This window comes from Dyella telluris (assembly GCF_014297575.1).
Lineage (GTDB): Bacteria > Pseudomonadota > Gammaproteobacteria > Xanthomonadales > Rhodanobacteraceae > Dyella > Dyella telluris.
Genome location: NZ_CP060412.1, coordinates 3,014,375 through 3,033,216, shown reverse-complemented (window position 1 = coordinate 3,033,216; position 18,842 = coordinate 3,014,375). Strand labels below are relative to the sequence as shown.

General features: G+C 64.9%; 9 protein-coding genes. 6 read left to right on the top strand and 3 right to left on the bottom strand.

Annotation, left to right across the window (positions count from 1 at the left end; translation table 11 throughout):
• Positions 1–495: 495 nt before the first annotated feature.
• The 4 genes from H8F01_RS13380 (at position 496) to H8F01_RS13365 (ending at position 9,758) form a co-directional block, all read left to right on the top strand.
• Complete coding sequence (locus tag H8F01_RS13380; protein WP_425490118.1) at positions 496–3,075, top strand: TonB-dependent receptor; 2,580 nt, start codon at positions 496–498, stop codon at positions 3,073–3,075.
• 109 nt (positions 3,076–3,184) lie between these two features.
• Positions 3,185–5,830, top strand: a complete 2,646-nt coding sequence (locus tag H8F01_RS13375; RefSeq protein WP_187055596.1) for a beta-mannosidase — start codon at positions 3,185–3,187, stop codon at positions 5,828–5,830.
• Positions 5,830–7,281, top strand: a complete 1,452-nt coding sequence (locus tag H8F01_RS13370; RefSeq protein ID WP_187059286.1) for a glycoside hydrolase family 125 protein — start codon at positions 5,830–5,832, stop codon at positions 7,279–7,281. The genes H8F01_RS13375 and H8F01_RS13370 overlap by 1 nt, the downstream gene beginning before the upstream one ends.
• Positions 7,282–7,340: 59 nt before the next feature.
• Positions 7,341–9,758: a GH92 family glycosyl hydrolase gene (locus H8F01_RS13365; protein WP_187055595.1), complete on the top strand. Its 2,418-nt coding sequence runs from the start codon at positions 7,341–7,343 to the stop codon at positions 9,756–9,758.
• 73 nt (positions 9,759–9,831) lie between these two features.
• On the opposite strand, the gene H8F01_RS13360 is transcribed toward H8F01_RS13365, so the two are convergent.
• On the bottom strand, positions 9,832–12,534 hold the full coding sequence (locus H8F01_RS13360; RefSeq protein WP_187055594.1) for an autotransporter domain-containing protein: 2,703 nt from the start codon (positions 12,532–12,534) through the stop codon (positions 9,832–9,834).
• Positions 12,535–13,203: 669 nt separating this feature from the next.
• Positions 13,204–15,318 (bottom strand): TonB-dependent receptor family protein, encoded by a 2,115-nt coding sequence (locus tag H8F01_RS13355; protein ID WP_425490117.1) that lies wholly within the window; start codon positions 15,316–15,318, stop codon positions 13,204–13,206.
• A gap of 217 nt (positions 15,319–15,535) precedes the next feature.
• Between H8F01_RS13355 and H8F01_RS13350 the strand changes: the two genes are divergently transcribed.
• Both H8F01_RS13350 and H8F01_RS13345 read left to right on the top strand, forming a co-directional pair.
• Positions 15,536–17,212, top strand: coding sequence for a PQQ-dependent sugar dehydrogenase (locus tag H8F01_RS13350; protein ID WP_187055592.1), 1,677 nt, complete (start codon positions 15,536–15,538; stop codon positions 17,210–17,212).
• Positions 17,213–17,264: 52 nt separating this feature from the next.
• Entirely contained in the window at positions 17,265–17,777 is a 513-nt protein-coding gene (locus H8F01_RS13345) for a gluconokinase (protein WP_187055591.1), read from the top strand.
• A gap of 27 nt (positions 17,778–17,804) precedes the next feature.
• Here H8F01_RS13345 and H8F01_RS13340 read toward each other — a convergent pair whose 3' ends face one another.
• Complete coding sequence (locus H8F01_RS13340) at positions 17,805–18,560, bottom strand: cold-shock protein (RefSeq protein WP_187055590.1); 756 nt, start codon at positions 18,558–18,560, stop codon at positions 17,805–17,807.
• Positions 18,561–18,842 lie beyond the last annotated feature (282 nt).

Genomic DNA, 18,842 nt, shown 5'->3' with positions numbered 1-18,842 from the left:
CGATCCAAAATCCGCCTGCGGGATATTGCAGCGCAATATCCCGCCCGTGATTTTCATTTATAAAAATCAAGTAGTTACATATTTCACCCAATCTTTAGATCGAGTGAAATTTTCTGTTGACAACATTATCACGGCACTCCAAGAATGGCCTTATCGTCGGTCACCTCCACACGTTGCCGACGATGCGGCGAGAGGTTCGGGGGCGTTCGACACACCGCATGGGCGGGGCGCCGCCCAAAACTGCCAGTCCGTCCCACCGGTACTGGTGATCGGCAACGATGAACGACCCGTCCTCTCGCCGGCCCCACTCCCCATTCACCGAAAGACCCGGACCACGGCCGCGAGGCTGTGCGGGCGAGCGCGTCCCCATCCCCACCCCGGGGGACGCGCGTTTGCCCGACCGGCACCGACGTTGCAGAGAGGTAAGGCGTGACTTATCGCAAGAACGCACTTTGGATCGGCATGGCAACAGCGCTGTTCGCCAGCGCATCGGCCATGGCCCAGGATGCCGGCAGCAACGACAACCGCCCGGCGCAGAACACCACCCAGCAGCCCGCAGGCAACCAGGCCACCGCGCCTGATGCGAAGAAGGCCACCCAGCTCGAAGGCGTCACCGTTACCGGTATCCGCGCCAGCCTGCAGAAGTCGCTGGACATCAAGCGCAATTCCGATTCCGTCGTCGACGCCATCTCGGCTGAAGACGTGGGCAAGTTCCCCGATACGAACGTGGCCGAATCGCTGTCGCACCTCCCCGGCATCAGCGTGGACCGCAACTTCGGCGAAGGCGACAAGGTCAGCATCCTTGGTACCGACCCGGCACTGAACCGCCTGCTGCTCAACGGCCAGACGCTGGCGTCCACCAACTGGACGTCCGACCCGAACAACCCCGACAGCCGCTCGTTCGACTACAGCCTGCTGACCTCGGAAATCATCGGCACGGCGGAGGTCTACAAGACCCCACAGGCGCGCATCGATGAAGGCTCCATCGGCGGCACCGTGATCGTCAACACGCGTCGCCCGCTGGACCTCAAGGCCAACACGCTTACCGGCAACCTCGGTTACCAGTACAACGACCGCGCCGACAAGGGCGAGCCGCAAGGCTCTCTGCTGTACAGCTGGAAGAACAACGACAGCACCTTCGGCATCCTCGGTTCGGTGATGCATTCGGACCGCGTCATCCAGCGCGAAGGCACCGAGATCTTCGGTTACCAGCGCGCGAATGATCCGACCGACACGGACCCGAATCACCAGTTCGCACCGGGCGTGGTACCGCCGGGCCAGACGGGCGTGTACCCCACCGCCATCAATACCGCCCTGTTCAAGCAGGAGCGCAAGCGTGATGGCGTGTCCACCGGCATCCAGTGGAAGCCGAACCAGTCGTTCGAGCTGAACTTCACCGGCCTGTACGTCACCGAGAAGTTCGACAACTTCAACCAGAGCCGGTACGGCGACTGGTCGGGCAGTGCGCCGGAAGCCACCGCGCTCAACTTCAACAACGGCGTGGCCACCAGCGGCAGCTACGGCGCGGGTGCGCCGACCTATCTGGACGGCTACGAGCGCTTCTCCAAGGTCAACACCGGTACCGCGCAGCTGCGCGCCGACTGGCACGGTGACGGCTGGAACGCATCCAGCCAGCTCGGCTACACCAGTTCCACCGGTGGTTCGCAGGGCATCTACAACGTGCAGTTCCGTGGTTACGGCGGCTACAACTGGAACCTCAACGGCCAGAACCCGCAGATCAACTACAACGCGTCCAACGACCCGAGCGAGATGCTCGCGCACGGTGCCGGCTTCAGCTATGCGCCCAGCTACGACAAGGAGCGCTACTTCCAGGCCGACTTCAACCACGACCTCAACTGGGGTCCGTTGAACGAGATCGAAGTAGGCATCAAGGCCAGCAACCACTACAACGGCCAGACCGGCTACCAGGCCAACATCGCATCGCTGGATGGCTCGGGCGTTTCGCTGGCCGACCTGGCGGGCGGCAATACGCCCAGCGGTTACCTCGACGGTCTTGACCCGACGGCCAGCATGGCCAACTGGACGCAGATCAGCCGCGGCGGCCTGAAGAGCTACGTCCAGTCGCTGTACACCGACGCGCCGATGGACCCCAAGGCGACCTACAGCATCCAGGAGCAGAACCGCGCGTTCTACCTGCAGGCTGACTTCGGCGGCACCAACTACCGCGGCAACTTCGGCGTGCGCTACTACCACACGCGCGACACGGTGGACGGCTATAACTTCATCGGCAACAACCAGTACGCACCGGTGGACCAGCACAGCAGCTACGGCGACTGGCTGCCCTCGTTCAACATCGCGTATGACCCGATCGAAGACGTCACCCTGCGTTTCGCGGCCGCCAAGACCATGGCTCGCCCGCGCTACCAGGAAATGACGCCGTACGTGGCACTGGATGACCGCACCCTCACCGGCTCGGGCGGCAACACCGACCTCAAGCCGTACAAGTCGACCAACTACGACGCCACGGCGGAGTGGTACTTCGCGGAAAACAGCCTGCTGTCGGCAGACTTCTTCTTCCGTCGCATCTCCGGCTACATCCTCAACACCAACGTGGCGCAGACGCACTACAACGTCACCGAGCAGCAGGATTCCGTCTACCAGATGGAAATCCCGGTGAACGCGGGCGTGGCCAAGGTGAAGGGCCTGTCGCTGACCTACCAGGGCAACTACGCCTATGGCTTCGGCCTGCTGGCGAACTACACCCTGTCCGATGCCGACACCAGCAACGGCTTCCCGCTGCCGTACAACTCGAAGAACGCGTTCAACCTCACGCCTTACTTCGAGAACGGCCCGTGGAGCGCGCGCGTGACTTACAGCTGGCGCTCGCATTACTTCACGCAGATCGCCCAGCTGCAGTCCTCGCAGATCACCGGCATCTTCCGCGAACTGGATGCGTCGGTGGGTTACCAGATCAACGAGAACCTGCGCGTCTCGCTGGACGGCACCAACCTGCTCGACTCGACCTACTTCGTCTACGACAACACACCCGCCCAGCCGCTCAACGCGTACAAGAACGGACGGACCTACACGCTCAACCTGGGTTTCAAATTGTAAGCCCCCCACTTTGGGCGCTCTCTGAGCGCCCATTTTTTTTGGGAACGGACGCGCGCCTCGTGCCGCCTTGTGCGATAAGAAGCCTTTCAGCAAGTAACGGAGCCTTGCCTTGCCAACCCTGACGAAGCTTTCCCTGGGCCTGCTGACGGCCCTTGCCCTCGCACCCGCCGCCGCACTGGCCGCGGCCACGGTGGTTCCGCTCAACGAGGGTTGGCAATTCCGACTTGCACCGGACAGCGCCGAAACGGCGCGCCACCCGGACTTGGTGAACTGGACCCCCGGCCGCGTGCCCGGCAGCGTGCAGACCGATCTGCTCACCACGGGGAACATCGGCGATCCGTTCTACCGTGACAACGAAGCACAGCAGCAGTGGATCGGCCTGTCCGACTGGGACTACCAGCTGAGCTTCAACGTGGATGCCGCCACGCTCAAGCAGGATCACGTGGACCTGGTACTGGACGGCGTGGACACGTTCGCCGACATCGTCGTCAACGACAAGCCGCTGCTGAAGACCGGCAACATGTTCCGTCGCTGGCGCATCCCGGTGAAGAAAGTGCTGCACGCGGGCAACAACACGCTGACCGTGCACCTGCACTCTCCCATCGCCAAGCTGCAGCCGTGGCTGCTGATGCAGCCGCATGCCCTGCCCGGCGAGTTCGACTCGGCCTTCGGCGACGAGCCCAAGGGCAAACAGACGTCCAACTACGTGCGCAAGGCCAACTACCAGTACGGCTGGGACTGGGGCCCGCGCTTCGTCACCCTGGGCATCTGGCAGCCGGTGCGACTGGAAAGCTGGACCGACGCGCGCCTGGACGATTTCCACATTGCCCAGCCGCACGTGGATGCCGACAACGCCCAGCTCGCCGCGGAGGTTTCCCTTCAGGCCGGCAAGGCGGGCGCAGCCCATGTCACGGTGAGCTGGACCGCACCGGACGGCAGCCAGGGCCAGACCGCGCAGGACGTGACGCTCAAGGCCGGCGACAACACGCTGAGCGTCCCCTTCGCCATTGCCCACCCGGAACGCTGGTGGCCCGCCGGCTACGGTTTGCAGAACCTGTATCGCTTCCATGTGGAGGTGAAGCGCGGCAACGACACGCTGGGCGTGGCCGATCGCAGCACCGGCCTGCGCAGCATCGAGCTGCGCCGTGACCACGACCAGTGGGGCCGCGGCTTCGCCTTCGTGGTCAACGGCGTGCCGATCTTCGCCAAGGGCGCGGACCTCATCCCGACCGACAGCTTCCCCGAGCGCACCACGCCCGAACAGCTCAAGCAGCTGCTCACGTCTACCCGCGATGCCAACATGAACATGTTGCGCATGTGGGGTGGCGGCTATTACCAGAGCGACGCGTTCTACGACCTGGCCGACCAGCTCGGCATCATGATCTGGCAGGACTTCATGTTCGGCGGCGCGATCACGCCCTACGACCACGAGTTCCTCGGCAACTCGCGCGTGGAGGCCGAAGAGCAGGTGCGCCGCCTGCGCAACCACCCCAGCATCGTGTTGTGGTGTGGCAACAACGAAGTGCAGACCGGCTGGGAATCCTGGCCGGACCGCATCGAGTTCAAGAAGGCGGTGGGCCCCGAAGAGACGCAGCGTGTCGAGAATGGCATGCGCGAACTGTTCGGCCACACGCTGCGCGACGTGGTGAAGAACAACGACCCCGACGTGCCGTACTGGGCCAGCTCGCCCAGCACGGACTACGAGGGTGAAGCCAACGTGCTGGACAACGGCGACTACCACTACTGGAAGGTGTGGTCCGGCTCCGAACCCATCGAGCATTACCTGGATGTCACCCCGCGCTTCCAGTCCGAGTACGGCCTGCAGTCGTTCCCGGTGATGGCGACTATCGAAACCTTCGCCGCGCCGGCCGACATGTCGCCGAACTCGCCAGTGATGCGCGCACACCAGAAGTTCGCCAATGGCGACGGCAACGATCGCCTGCTGCTCTACATCCGCGGCAACTACGGCGAGCCGAAGGACTTCGCGTCGTTCGTCTACCTCAGCCAGCTGATGCAGGCCGAGGGCATCGAACTGGCCGCCGAACACCTGCGCAGCGCGCGCCCGCAGAGCATGGGCTCGCTGTACTGGCAGCTCAATGACGTGTGGCCGGGCCCGTCCTGGTCCAGCATCGATTACGACGGCCGCTGGAAAGCGCTGCAGTTCCACGCCAAGCGCTTCTATGCGCCGGTGGACGTGGTGCCGATCCGTCGTGACGGCAAGACCACGCTGCACCTGGTGTCCGACCGCACCACGCCGTTCAAGGCCACCTTGCGCACGCGCATCGTCGACATGTCGGGCAAGCAGCTCAGCGAGACCAGCAAGCCGGTCGATGCCGCCGCGCTCGCCAGCACGCCGCTGGGCGAGTTCACCGATGCGGAGCTGCTGCGCAAGGCCAAGCCCACGCGCAGTGTCGCCTCGTTCGACGTGATCGAGGACGGCGACGTCGTGGCGCATCACCTGCTCTACTTCGGCCTCGCCAAGACGCTGGACCTGCCCAAACAGCCTGGCCTGCATGCCGACTGGGTGAGCGACGGTGACAAGACCGTGCTGCGTGTCTCCGCAAAGCAGCTCGCCCGGGGCGTATGGATCGACTTCGGCAAGCTCGATGCCACCTTGTCCAACAATGCATTTGACTTGCTGCCGGGTGAGCACGTGGACATCGCCGTGGACAGCAAGGCCGACCTGGCCGCACTGAAGTCCGCCCTCAAACTGACCTCGCTGGTCGATGCCGTGAAGCCGGAGGCCACCCCATGATGACGTCGCGCCGCACCCTGCTCAAATGGATGGCCATGGCGCCAGCCGCCACCCTCTTCTCCAACAGCCTGCTTTCCGGCAACGCGTTCGCCGCCGCGGGCACGGGTCGATTCGTCAGCCAGCGTCCGCCGGTGGGCAAGCGCAAGTTCACCAGCGCCGCGGTGGAAAAGCTGATCGCGCAGACCAAGGCGCGCATCGGCGATCCCGAGCTTGCGTGGATGTTCGAGAACTGCTTCCCGAACACGCTCGATACCACCGTCAACGTCGGCACGCTGCGCGGCAAGCCCGATACCTTCATCGTCACCGGCGACATCGATGCGATGTGGATGCGCGATTCCTCCGCGCAGGTGTGGCCGTATGTGCACCTGGCCAAGCAGGACAAGGCGCTGCAGCAGCTGTTCCGGGGCCTGATCCATCGCCACGCGCTGTGCATCAGCATCGATCCGTACGCCAACGCCTTCATGCCCGACCCGGCGTCGAAGTCGAACATGGACTGGGCACAGCACGACATCACCGACATGAAGCCCGGCGTGGCCGAGCGCAAGTGGGAAATCGATTCGCTGTGCTACCCGATCCGCCTGGCGCATGGCTACTGGAAGGCCACCGGTGATACCAGCGCCTTCGATGACGACTGGCATGCGTCCATGCGCATCGTGCTCAAGACCTTCCGCGAGCAGCAGCGCAAGGAAGGCCACGGCCCCTATCAGTTCCAGCGCCCCTCGCCCCGCCCGACCGAATCGCAGTTCCTCGAAGGCTACGGCAATCCCACCAAGCCGGTGGGCATGATCCACGCCATGTTCCGTCCGTCGGACGATGCCACGGTCTATCCGTTCAACATCCCCGGCAACCTGTTCGCCGTAACCAGCCTGCGCCAGCTCGCCGAGATGCTGCGCACGATCCGCCATGACGAGGCCACCGCCGCCGATTGCGCTGCGCTGGCCGACGAGATCCAGCATGCGGCCGAAACCTACGGCGTGATCCGTGGCGAACAGGGCGACTACTGGGCCTACGAAGTGGACGGCTACGGCAACCAGCTGTTCATGGACGACGCCAACGTGCCCAGCCTGCTCGCCCTGCCCTACCTCGGCGCGTGCACGCAGGACGATGCGCGCTACCAGCGCACGCGCGCCCAGGTGTGGAGCACGCACAACCCGTACTTCTTCAAGGGCACGGCGGCCGAAGGCATCGGCGGCCCGCACGAAGGCCTGCGCATGATCTGGCCGATGTCGCTCATGATGCGCGCCTTCACCAGCAACAACGCCAGCGAGATCGCGCAAAGTGTGTCGTGGCTCAAGAGCACGCACGCGGGCACCGGTTTCATGCACGAGTCCTTCGACCAGGACGATCCGAAGAAATTCACGCGCACCTGGTTCGCGTGGGCCAACACCTTGTTCGGCGAGCTGATCGTGGAGCTCGCCGATCGTCATCCGGACGTGCTGCGCAAGGCGTAGCGTCACCCCTTTTCTCGCCGCTTGTGCGGCCCCGTTTTTTGTTTCAAAGGAGTCAGACCATGGTTACGCGCCGCCGCTTCCTGCAAGGCATGGCCGCCATCTCCGTCCTGGGCAGCACCGTCAGCTCGCTGCCCAGCTTCGCGGCTGCCGGCAAGAAGACCGCACTGGCCGAGGGCGTTTCCCGCCACGTCGACGTGTTCGTCGGCACCGGCGGCCACGGCCATACCTTCCCCGGCCCCACCATGCCCTTCGGCATGATGCAGCTCGGTCCCGACACGAACAATTGGCAGTGGGACGCCAGCTCCGGTTACCACCAGGGCGACGGCTCCATCATGGGCTTCTCGCATACCCACCTGTCCGGCACCGGCGCCAGCGACATGCTGGACGTGCTGGTGGTGCCGGCGATGGGCCCGGTGCTGCTGCAGCCGGGCGACCGCGACTATGACGGCGTGAACTACACCTCGCGCTATGACGGCGTGCATGCCGGCAATGGCCCCAGGCCCAAGGGCTACAAGACCGGCGTGAAGGGCTACCGCTCGCACTACACCGGCGAACAGGCGCGCCCCGGCTACTACCGCGTGCAGCTCACCGACAGCCACGTGCTGGCCGAACTTACCGCCACCGAGCGCGCCGGCATCCACCGCTACACCTTCCAGCAGTCCGGCGATGCGCACCTGCTGGTGGACTTCGCGCACGGCTTCCACGACGACCCGAAGACGCCCACCAAGATCACCGACGCGGAACTGAAGCTGGTCGGCAACGACACCCTGGTCGGCAGCCGCGTGGTGCACCAGTGGGCCAATGGCCGCCACATCTACTTCGCGCTCAAGGTCTCGCGCCCGTTCAAGAGCGGTGTGCTCTACAACAACGACGCAGCGCTCGCTGCCGGCAGCACCGAAGCCAAGGGCATCAACCTGAAGGCCGCGCTGCACTACGACAAGCTCGACGACGCGCCGCTGCTGGTGAAGGTCGGCATTTCCGGCGTGGACATCGAAGGCGCGCTGCGCAACCTCAGCACCGAAATTCCCGCCTGGGATTTCGACGGTGTGCAGTCCGCCGCCGAAGCCGCATGGGAGAAGGAGCTCAGCCGTATCCGCGTGCAGTCGTCCGACGACAACGTGATGCGCACCTTCTATAGCGCGCTGTACCACACCATGCTCGCACCCACGCTGTTCAGCGACGTGGACGGCCGCTACCGCGGCATGGACATGAAGGTGCACCAGCTGCCCAAGGGCCAGCACAACTACAGCACCTACTCGCTGTGGGACACCTACCGCGCCGAGCATCCGCTGTTCACGCTGTACCAGAGCGAGCGCGTCCCCGACCTGGTCAACGGCCTGGTGCGCATGGCGCAGGAAAGCCCGGCCGGTCCGCCGGTGTGGCCGCTGCAGGGCATCGAGACGGTGTGCATGATCGGCTACCACTCCGCCGTGGTCGTCGCCGAGGCGCAGGCCAAGGGCTTCACCGGTATCGACTACGCCGCCGCGTGGCCGGTGTTCCGCAAGCGCGCGATGGAAGACGATTACTTCGGCCTGCCGGAATACCGCAAGCGCGGCTACATCCCCAGCGACGTCGAAGGCGAAGCAGTCAGCAAGACGCTGGAATACGCATACGACGACTGGGTGATGTCGCATTACGCCGACAAGCTTGGCCACGCCGAGGACGCCGCCGCACTCAAGGCCCGCTCGCAGAACTACCGCAACGTGTTCGACAAGGCCACCACCTTCGTGCGTCCGCGCGGCAGCGACGGCAAGTGGCTGGAGCCGTTCAATCCGCGTGCCATCGGCCATTCCAGCAAGTGGCGCGACTTCACAGAGTCGAACGCCTGGCAGGCGACCTTCCTCAACCAGCATGACGTGTACGCGTACATGAAGCTGTTCGGCAGCGAAGCCGCCTTCGAAGCGAAGCTGGACGAACTGTTCAACACCGACTCGCAGTTGCCGGCCGATGCGCCGCCGGATATCGCAGGCATGGTCGGCCAGTTCGCCTTCGGCAACGAGCCGGCGCACCACGTGCCCTACCTCTATGCCTACAGCGGCTCGCACCACAAGACGCAGGCACGCGTGCGCATGCTGCTGGAAACCATGTACCGGGCCGAGCCGGATGGCCTGCCTGGCAATGAAGACTGCGGCCAGATGAGCGCGTGGTACGTGATGAGCTCGCTGGGCCTGTACGCGGTCGACCCGGTAAGCACCCACTACGTGTTCGGCAGCCCGCTGCTCGACCACGCGGAAGTGCAGCTGGCCGGCGGCAAGAAGCTCGTGGTGCAGACCACGGGCAACGGCAAGGGCCGTCCGTACATCCAGTCGGTGACCTGGAACGGCAAGCCGTGGACCAAGAGCTGGATCACCCACGCCGAACTCACCCAGGGCGGTACGCTGGCGTTCGTGATGGGTGACAAGCCGAACACCTCGTTCGGTTCATCGCCGGCGGATCGTCCGCCGAGCTTCGGCAAGGCAGCGACCGAACAGGCCTGACCGGAGTCACTCCACAAAGAGAAACGGGAGCCCAGAGCTCCCGTTTTTTTTTGCGGAAGAGCATGCAGGCAGTTCACCAGGCTCTGCGCACGCCAGCGGTCAGGCTAAGCGAGCGGGTAGGTCCGCCACTTACCTGTCCGTCCGCGTTGAGGAACCACGACCAGCCATGGTCGGCCCGCGTGCTCCAGCCGATGCCGAACCAGCCGGCGTTGCGCGGCACCTGCACGCCGCTGACAGCGAACGTCGCCGCCGGCACGCCAACGAAGGACGCGCGCAGGCTCGTGTCCAGTCCCGACAGCACCGACTGCCACAGCGCGTAGGCAGTCAGGCCCGAGTGCCCGGCACGCCCGTCCCATTCCATCGAAAAGCGCAGGCCAAGTTGGCCATCAAGCTGATCATGCGATTGCGCGGTCACCATCAGGCCCCAGCCACCTGCGCCCGATTCCGCAAATGCACCGCTGCGGAGATGGTCGTAGGACGTCGCCATGAAAGGCGTCAACGTGCCACCACCAAGCACCACGCGATAGCCCGATTCCAGATAAGCCACGCCGAGTCTGTCGTCCCGGTCGCTGGCTATCGTCTGGCTGCTCTCACCCAGCAAGGCGTAGCGGTTCACGTGCGAACTCACCCAGTCCTGCCCCAGTCGGCCGGCCACGTACAAAGCTCCCACGTCGTAGCGTCCATACAACGACGCACCGATAGTGTTCGACTTGCCACTGCCGGTCATGCCGCCGTAGCTGGCGTGCATCGTGTCCCAGTCGAACGCCGCGCCTGCGGTGAAGCGCTCGCTCAAGAGAAGATCCGCCCCAAGCACGGCGCCGCCGCCATCGAACTTGCCGCTGGCGAATCCGCTGCGACCGATCTCCCCGTTGCTGCCGATCAGCTGCATCCATGCGCCGGCTTCGTCCATGCCTTGGGCGAATCGATCGGCAAAGCTCCGGTTGATGATCTGTCCCTGTTCCAGCGTCAGCGCCTGGGTCGATGCATGGATCTGTCCTGAAAGGCTGTCGATCGATGCGGCAGCAGCGGCCAGCGTCGGTGCCTGCTGGAACTGAACGGCCGCGGCGAGAAAGCCCTCGTGTCCTGGCGTGGCATTCGACGCCCAGCCATCGGCGACGGTCAGGGCATGGTCGATATGGGCCGCTGCCTGATGGATGGCCACCGCCGTCACCGGCGCTGCTGCCGCCGCTATCGCCACCGCGGGCGTGCGACTCAGGCTCACCTCTGCTTCCGTGGACGTATAGGAAAGCGTGCCGCTGACATAGACGCCGCCAAGCACAGTCAGCGCGCCGAACGTGCCATTGAGCCCGCCATTGGCCTGGATCATGGGCTCGACGGACTTCGCGACGTAGCCGGACGGCACATCCACGCTGAGCGTCGAACCTGCGACGGTGGCCGAACCCGTCACCGTCAACGGCGTGCCGGCACGCACGATGGTCAGCGCCGAAGCCGAAGCAAGGTAGTTCCCCTGGATCCTCAGCGCGCCGTACTGCGTGGAAACCGCACCATGGGCTGCGGAACTCACGCTGCCACTCACCACACCGCTGCCACCGAGCACGCCACCGCTGCCCACCGTCACCGCCGAGGCCAGCGTTCCATTGACCTGCAGCAGGCCCGACTGGACTACGGTTCCCCCCGTGTAGCGGTCCTGCCCGGAAAGCACCAACGCGCCCGTACCCGCATTGGCGACGAGCAAACTACCCGCGCCAGACAGGTCGTTGGCGAATATTGCGCTGGTACCCGCCGGCACGTTGACTTCGAACGTGCCCCAGTCCAGCAAGGCCGGCCCCTTCACCGCCTTGTCCGCGTTGACCATGCCGTAGCCGTACAACGCAGGATCCCCAAGCGACGTAGCCGTGCCCAGCAGCACCTCCTGCACATTGGACGCCGACATCCACGGAAACTTCTGCCACACCAACGCTGCCACGCCGGTAACGATGGGCGCGGCATTGGACGTGCCTTCCGATACGCCATCCGGGAACGACGTGCCTGGCACCGGCACGCCATAGAACAGGCCCGGCGCGGCCAGGCACCACGATGCGGCAACGCCGCAGGCAGTCGAGGAAACGCCTGTATCCAGGCCATTGGGCTGCCCGCTGCTGTTGAGCGCTACATTCACCACGGCAAGCCAGTGATGCGCGTACTGCGGCGCGACGTAGGGCAGCCCCGCGTTCTGCGAGACATCCGCATCGCCGAAATTGCCGGCCGCCCACACGATGAGCGCGTCCTTGTCGATGAGGGTGTGATAAGCCCGTGCTTCCCACACGAGAGACGTATTGCCTTCGGTGGTCTGCCGGGTGACCGCCTGCGTGATCGAGGTGGAAGACCCCGCCGACACGTTGAAGAGCCTCACCCCAAGCGCAGCCATGTCGTTGATGGCCTGCACGAAGTCAGGGTCAGAACCGTTGCCTTGGTCGGACAGTGCACGCGCCACGTACAAGGACGCCGCCGGCGCTACGCCGCCACGGAAGGGCAAGCCATACGCGCCCTGCGCAACGGGCACGCCACCGATCTCGGCAGTGACCAACGTGCCATGGCCGTAGGCATCCTGCGTCGACGTATCGGTGCCGACGTAGTTCTGGTACCAGGTAATCCGCCCTGCCAACGCCGGCAGTGTCGATTGCGCGCCTGAATCCACGATGCCGACCTTGACGCCCTGCCCCTGCAGCAAGGTGACGCCGCCATCGGGGGACCCATCCGTCCAGGCCTGGATGACACCGGTGGGAATCAGGTGGTCATAGCTCGGATCAAAGCTCGGCGCAGGCGGTGGCGACACCGGCGGTGGTGCGGGTGCGGGTGCAGGCGCAGGCGCAGGCGCAGGCGCAGGCGCAGGCGATGGTGTCACGGTCACGGGCGATGGTGACGATGACCGCGTGCCGCCGCCGCATGCCGTCAATGAGGCAGACATGGCGAAGACCAGCGCGGAACGTATCCCGCGACGAGAGACGGATGACATGAACGTGGCTCCTGACAGGCGGACGCCCCGCGCGCGGAACACCAGGAACCCAGGGCCTCGCTGCCCTCGCATCACCGGAGTGGTGACACCAACATCGTGTAGCTGACGATCCGCATTCTTCCACCCAAATGACGCCACTTCATTTGGACGTCCATTTGGCTTGACTGGCGTTGGCGGCGATTCTAGGAATCATCCGAACGGCATGTCCATACCCATCCCACCAACGGCCAGCACCCTACAACTCAAGTGTGTAGGCGCCCTTACATGGCCCTACAGAAAAACCGGTTGCGCATCACACAAGAATGATCGTCCCTGTGATGTTCACAAAGAAATCAACACGGCTTGTGGTCGGCGGCAAGCTACGCGAAGGCATGGACTACAGAAACCACCTCGCGGCTACAACCTGCGTTGTAGGTGAGGGGTTCCGGCACGCTCCAACGCCACCCCTTGCTGACGACCACAGAAGGATGCGCGCGCCGACCCTTCCGCTTACTTGAACGTCAACCGTGCGCCAAGCATCCACGTTCGCCCAGGCGAAGGCTCGTAGTAGCGGCCGTTGCCATCATTCACGATCACCGAACCGACATATCGGTGGTTAGCGACATTGTCCACGCGCGCACTCAGCTGAAGGCCCACATGCGCAGCCCATGACATGGCATAGGTAGCATCAAGGTCAGCCACGACATAACCGGCCGCGCGTGCCGTGCCGATGTCATTCGCTGTCGTCGCACCGGCACCCGTGATGGTCAGGCCTTGACTCCACCCTTCGACGCCACCGTGGCGAAGCAGCAACGAACCATAGTCTTCGGGCACGCCCGGCATGCGGCTGCCCCCGCTGACGGGTACGGTGGGTGCAGCGCACGGCGTGCCCACGCAGGTGAGGAAGCTGCTGCGGAACTGCGCCTGCAGATGCGTATAGGCCACGCTCAGTTGCCACGATGGCGTGATCTCGCCGTTCATCGACAGCTCGATGCCTTGCCGCCGCGCATCGGGCACGTTGCGATAGGTGGTACGTCCGTTGACGCTGGTATCGATCGCCAGTTCGTCACGTGTATCGGCGCGGAACCATGCCGCATCGAACGCCAGCGCCCGCGTCGCCTGCCACTTCGCACCCAGCTCGTACTCCCGGCTGCGTGCCGGCCGCAGGTTGAAGGCGAGGCCAGGCAGTCCATCGCTGCGGTAACCCAGCTCGTTATAGCTGGGCGTTTCGAAGCGCTCGCCATAGCTGGCGTATACGCGCAGGTCCTCGCCGGGACGAAACTGCAGGGCAAGCACGGGCGTCGTGGCCGCGTAGTTCACGTTGCCGCTGTCGTCGGGGTTGGACGGCGTGATGTAGTAGTCGTGCGCGCTGAAGCGCACATCGTCGTGGCGGGCACCCAGCATCAGCGCCCAGGATGGCGCGAAGTGCCAATACCACTGTGCATAGGCGTCGACGCTGTTGACGTTGTCGTCTTCGTCGCGACGCAATGCACCCGTGACGCCCAGGTTGCCGCCCGCGAAATTCTCATAGCCCAGGCGATGCTGGCGCTGGTAGTCACCGCCCACACCGGCAACGACCTCGTAGTCGCCATCCAGCAGCTGACCATGATGCGTCCAGCGCACGTCCGTGCCGCCATAGTGCGTGTCAGGCTGCACCACGCCACCGGGCTGCAATGGATTGGCCTGTGTCGCCACCGGGATCGACTGGTACTGGGTGATGTCGCGCTGGCCGTAATAGACCATGGCCCGCCACTGTCCATCGTCGCCGGACGGACGCTCATAGACGAGCCCAAGCTGATCCTGTCGCGTGCTCTTGCGCGTATCGAACTGCAGTGCAGCCGGCGATGCCTGCTGCGGGTCGGCCTGCAGCTGCGCCCTGGTCAGACCCATCGGGTCCTGGGCTACCGGCTGATCGAGATGATTCAACACCAGCGTGAGGCTCTGCCCCTGCCCCAGGTCGAAACCCAGTCGCGCATGCGCGGTCTGCCGGTTCACCCGGCTGTGCTGGCGATAGCCCCCTGAGAGGAACTGGGAAGCCGCGACGTTGTAATCCATCGCGCCCACCATGCCGCGCGTGTCGGCCAGATAACGGAAGCTGTCGTTGCTGCCGCCGTAGACGCCGAGGGTGGTCTGTGGGGTGGCGGTTCCGGGCGCGCTCCACAGCTGCACGACCCCGCCTGCCGCGTTGCCGTAAAGCACGGAGAACGGTCCACGCAGCACTTCCACGCGATCGGCTGCATCAAGATCAAAATGCGACACCTGGCCTTGCCCATCCGGCAGCGTCGCGGGAATGCCATCCATATAAAGCCGGATGCCGCGCACACCAAAGGTACTGCGCGAACCGAAGCCGCGGATGGAGATCTGCTCGTCCTGCGCGTAGTTCTGGCGATCGCGCGCCAGGATGCCGGGCACGCCCACCAGCGTTTCCGAAAGATTGACGCCGGGGTTTCCCACGTCTTCGGGCGCCACCTTGACGACACTCAGGGCGGCGGGAACATCCAGCGGCGGTACGCCAAGGCGGCTTGCATTGACCTGCACGGCAGGCAAGGTCGCGTCCTGCGCGCGGAGCATGCATGAACCGCCCGCCAGCCACGCTGCGCCGGCCATCAGGGAGATACGTCGCAGATGCATCCACACCTTCTTTGTTGCCCCCGTCCGCAGCGGGCCATCATCCCGAGAGTGTGCCGTGGTGCGCAAGTGACAAAACTGTCATCCACGACATCCGCCACATGCACGCACGATGGGTCATGCTTAGGATGTTGCATGCCGGCTGGACGTCCATTCATGGTGTCCTCGCTGCACACCAGCTCGCCTGCCCTGCCCTGTTGCCCTGAGGAACGACATGAAACGCTCCTGGCCCGTCCCCACGTTCTGTCGCGCCGCCGGTCTGGCTGCGTTTGTCTCGCTGGCCGGCCTGTTGCCGCTGCATGCCCTGGCGCAGCAGGACAACGCGCGCTTCCACCAGGCTCCTGCATCGGCAGCCGATGTGCGCAATCCCCATGCGGGCAACGCCGGTGCCATCAACGAAGGCAAGACCTTGTATGGCAGCAACTGCGCGGCCTGCCACGGCGCCGCGGCACAAGGCAACGGCAATGTGCCGGCACTCGCCAGCGAGGTCGTGAAGAACGCGCCACCCGGCGAGCTGTTCTGGTTCATCACCCATGGTGACGTGCCCAATGGCATGCCGGCATGGAGTTCGCTGAGCGACGAGCAGCGGTGGAACATCGTGACGTACCTGGACTCGCTCGAGCCCGCCAAGTCCTTGCCTGGTGCGCCCACCGCGATTGCCTCGAAGACACCCGGCAACTGGCCGGCGCCCACGCCGCCGTTCACCGACTTCCGCTACGAGTCGCCCGGCACCAGTCGCAAGATCACCGTGGCCGACCTGCCCAAGCCGTATGCCACCCAATCCGCCGGCAACGGGCCGCAGCTGGTCGCACGACCGGCGGATGCATGGCCCAAGGCGCCGAAGGGTTTCAAGGTGGAGCTGTTCGCCACGGATCTCAACAACCCGCGCCTGCTGCGTACCGCGCCCAATGGCGACGTGTTCGTGGCAGAGACCAAGGCCGGGCGCATCACCGTCATGCGCGGCATCACCGCGGATGGCCATCCGAAGGAAACCCACGTCTTCGCCACCGGCCTGAACAAACCGTTCGGCATCGCGTTCTACCCGGCCGCACATCCGCAATGGGTCTACGTGGGCAACACGGATGCGGTGGTCCGTTTCGCCTATAAGGACGGCGATCTGCAGGCCTCCGGCAAGCCCGAACACATCGCCGACCTGCCGCATAGCGACGGCGGGCATTCCACGCGCGACGTGGCGTTCTCGCCGGATGGCACGCGCATGTACGTTTCCGTCGGTTCGAAATCCAACGTGGACGATCCCGACACCACGCCCGCGGAGAAGAACCGCGCGGATATCCTGGTGCTCAAGCCCGATGGCTCGGACATGCACATCTTTGCCAGCGGCATCCGCAATGCGGTCGGCCTGGCGGTCGATCCGGCCAGCGGCGAACTGTGGTGCTCGGTAAACGAGCGCGATGGGCTCGGCGACAACCTGGTGCCCGATTACATCACCCATGTGCAGGAAGGTGGCTTCTATGGCTGGCCGTGGTGGTACATGGGCAACCATCAGGATCCACGCCATGCCGGCAAGCATCCGGAACTGGCGAACCGCGTGATCGTGCCGGACGTGCTGCTCCATCCGCACAACGCATCCCTGCAGCTCACCTTCTACAACGGCACGCAGTTCCCCGAGGCTTATCGCGGCGACATCTTTGCTTCCGAGCACGGCTCGTGGAACCGCTCGGCGCGCGTGGGTTACGAAGTGATCCGCGTGCCGCGCCACGGCACCGCGCGTGCCAGCGGCGAGTACGAGGATTTCCTCACCGGTTTCGTGCTGCCCAGCGGGCAAGCCTGGGGACGACCCGTCGGCATCACCACGGCCAGCGACGGCTCGCTGCTGGTCAGCGACGATGGCGGCAACGTGATCTGGCGCGTGAGTTACACCGGTGGCTGAGCGGGTGATTGCGCGGGGCGCATCCGGCAAGGATGGCCGCCGGGAAGACGCCATGCCTGCCATCGTGGTGATGGGTGTGACCGGGTGCGGCAAGACCAGCGTCGCGATGGCACTTAGCGAACGCATGCATGCACGCATGATCGAAGGCGATGCATTCCACCCTGTCGCGAACATCCAGAAGATGAAGGCCGGTATCCCACTGACGGATGCCGATCGTCAGGGCTGGCTGGAAACGCTGCGACACGAGCTGGCCGGCACCGCGGCTACCGGCGATATCGCGGTGCTGACGTGCTCGGCGCTCAAGCGGCGTTATCGCGACACGCTGCGCGCGGCATCACCGGGGCTGGCCTTTGTGTTCCTGCAGCTGTCGCCAGCCGCCGCCACGGTGCGCGTCGCCGATCGCGCCGGCCACTTCATGCCGGCATCGCTGGTGGACAGCCAGTTTCGCGATCTGGAGCCACCGCTGGACGAGGCCCTCGTGCTGACGGTGGATGCCACCGAGGCGCTGCCGGTGATCGTCGATCGCATCGAGGCGTGGTGGCGCTCACCGGAAACGATGCGCTGACGTCGGATCAACGACCGGCCCGCGTGATCAGGGGCGAACGAGCCAGCCGTCGTGATCCGTGGCGATGGTGTTGTAGAGAATTGCCGCCAAAACCAAGCCAAATACCACGCCGATCAGGCCCGGGAAGTTCTGCAGGCCGGCCGCGGCCGCCAGGCTGATCAGCACCACGATGGCCGCCGCCATGCCGGCGCTTTTGCGACTGCGGGCTGTTGCCTGCTCCAGTTCCCGCTTGAGCTGCGCCGCGCGATTGGCCAGCCCCTGCATCTGATCGGTGGTCATGGTGCCCGTTGCGCTCCTGCGCCCCAGCATGACCACCTGTCCGCGATGATGATGGATGGTGAAGTAGTGCGTGCCCTTGCCCGTGCCGGGTTCGGAACCGCGCGTCTTGAAGTACTGCACCAGCACCACGCCGTTGGCGCCGAGTCGCCGTGCCTTGGCCAGCATGTCAGCACGCGCATCGTCCGGCGACTGGCGCGAACTGCCGATCACCGTCCATAACGTCGCTTCGACGGTTTCCCAGCCACGCACCTGCGGGTCCCGGGAATGGAGCACCTGGGTGGGCACCTGGAATGTCGCGTGACCGGACGCGTCGGCCAGGCGGACGCGGCGCGCGCGGTAGCCCTTGGGTGTCGCCGATGCATCGAACGACAGGCGTTGCCCATCCGTGATCTTCGCCGCGCCGTCCAGCACGTCAGCGCCATGCAGGAAATAGCTGCGGCCGTCGTCGCCCTGGATGAAGCCATAGCCCTTGCCGGGCAGGAAACTCGAAACGGTGCCTTCCATGGTTGTCCCGGAGATCGGTGGATGGGCCAGGCCTGCGACTTCAATGCGTGCCACCCGCATGCGAAAGCCAACACGACGTTATCGACCGGTGAAATCCGGCCTTGAGGCCGCCCGCGTGTACAGCGGTGGCCCTGCCGACTACCCTTGGCCCCCACCGACGCAGCTCACTCCACGGAACGACGTTGCACGGCGTAGCTCCCGCCAGCGGTAACCGGGGATACCCACCCGCGGTGTCAGGCGACCCGCGACGAGCAAACGCGTGCGCCGCGATGCATCGAACAT

What these genes read in the sequence shown, in the direction of transcription:
- H8F01_RS13380 (WP_425490118.1), top strand. Translation starts at nt 496, where the DNA reads ATGGCCCAGGATGCCGGCAGCAACGACAACCGCCCGGCGCAGAACACC.
- H8F01_RS13370 (WP_187059286.1), top strand. Translation starts at nt 5,830, where the DNA reads ATGACGTCGCGCCGCACCCTGCTCAAATGGATGGCCATGGCGCCAGCC.
- H8F01_RS13365 (WP_187055595.1), top strand. Translation starts at nt 7,341, where the DNA reads ATGGTTACGCGCCGCCGCTTCCTGCAAGGCATGGCCGCCATCTCCGTC.
- H8F01_RS13350 (WP_187055592.1), top strand. Translation starts at nt 15,536, where the DNA reads ATGAAACGCTCCTGGCCCGTCCCCACGTTCTGTCGCGCCGCCGGTCTG.
- H8F01_RS13345 (WP_187055591.1), top strand. Translation starts at nt 17,265, where the DNA reads ATGCCTGCCATCGTGGTGATGGGTGTGACCGGGTGCGGCAAGACCAGC.
- H8F01_RS13340 (WP_187055590.1), bottom strand. Translation starts at nt 18,560, where the DNA reads ATGGAAGGCACCGTTTCGAGTTTCCTGCCCGGCAAGGGCTATGGCTTC.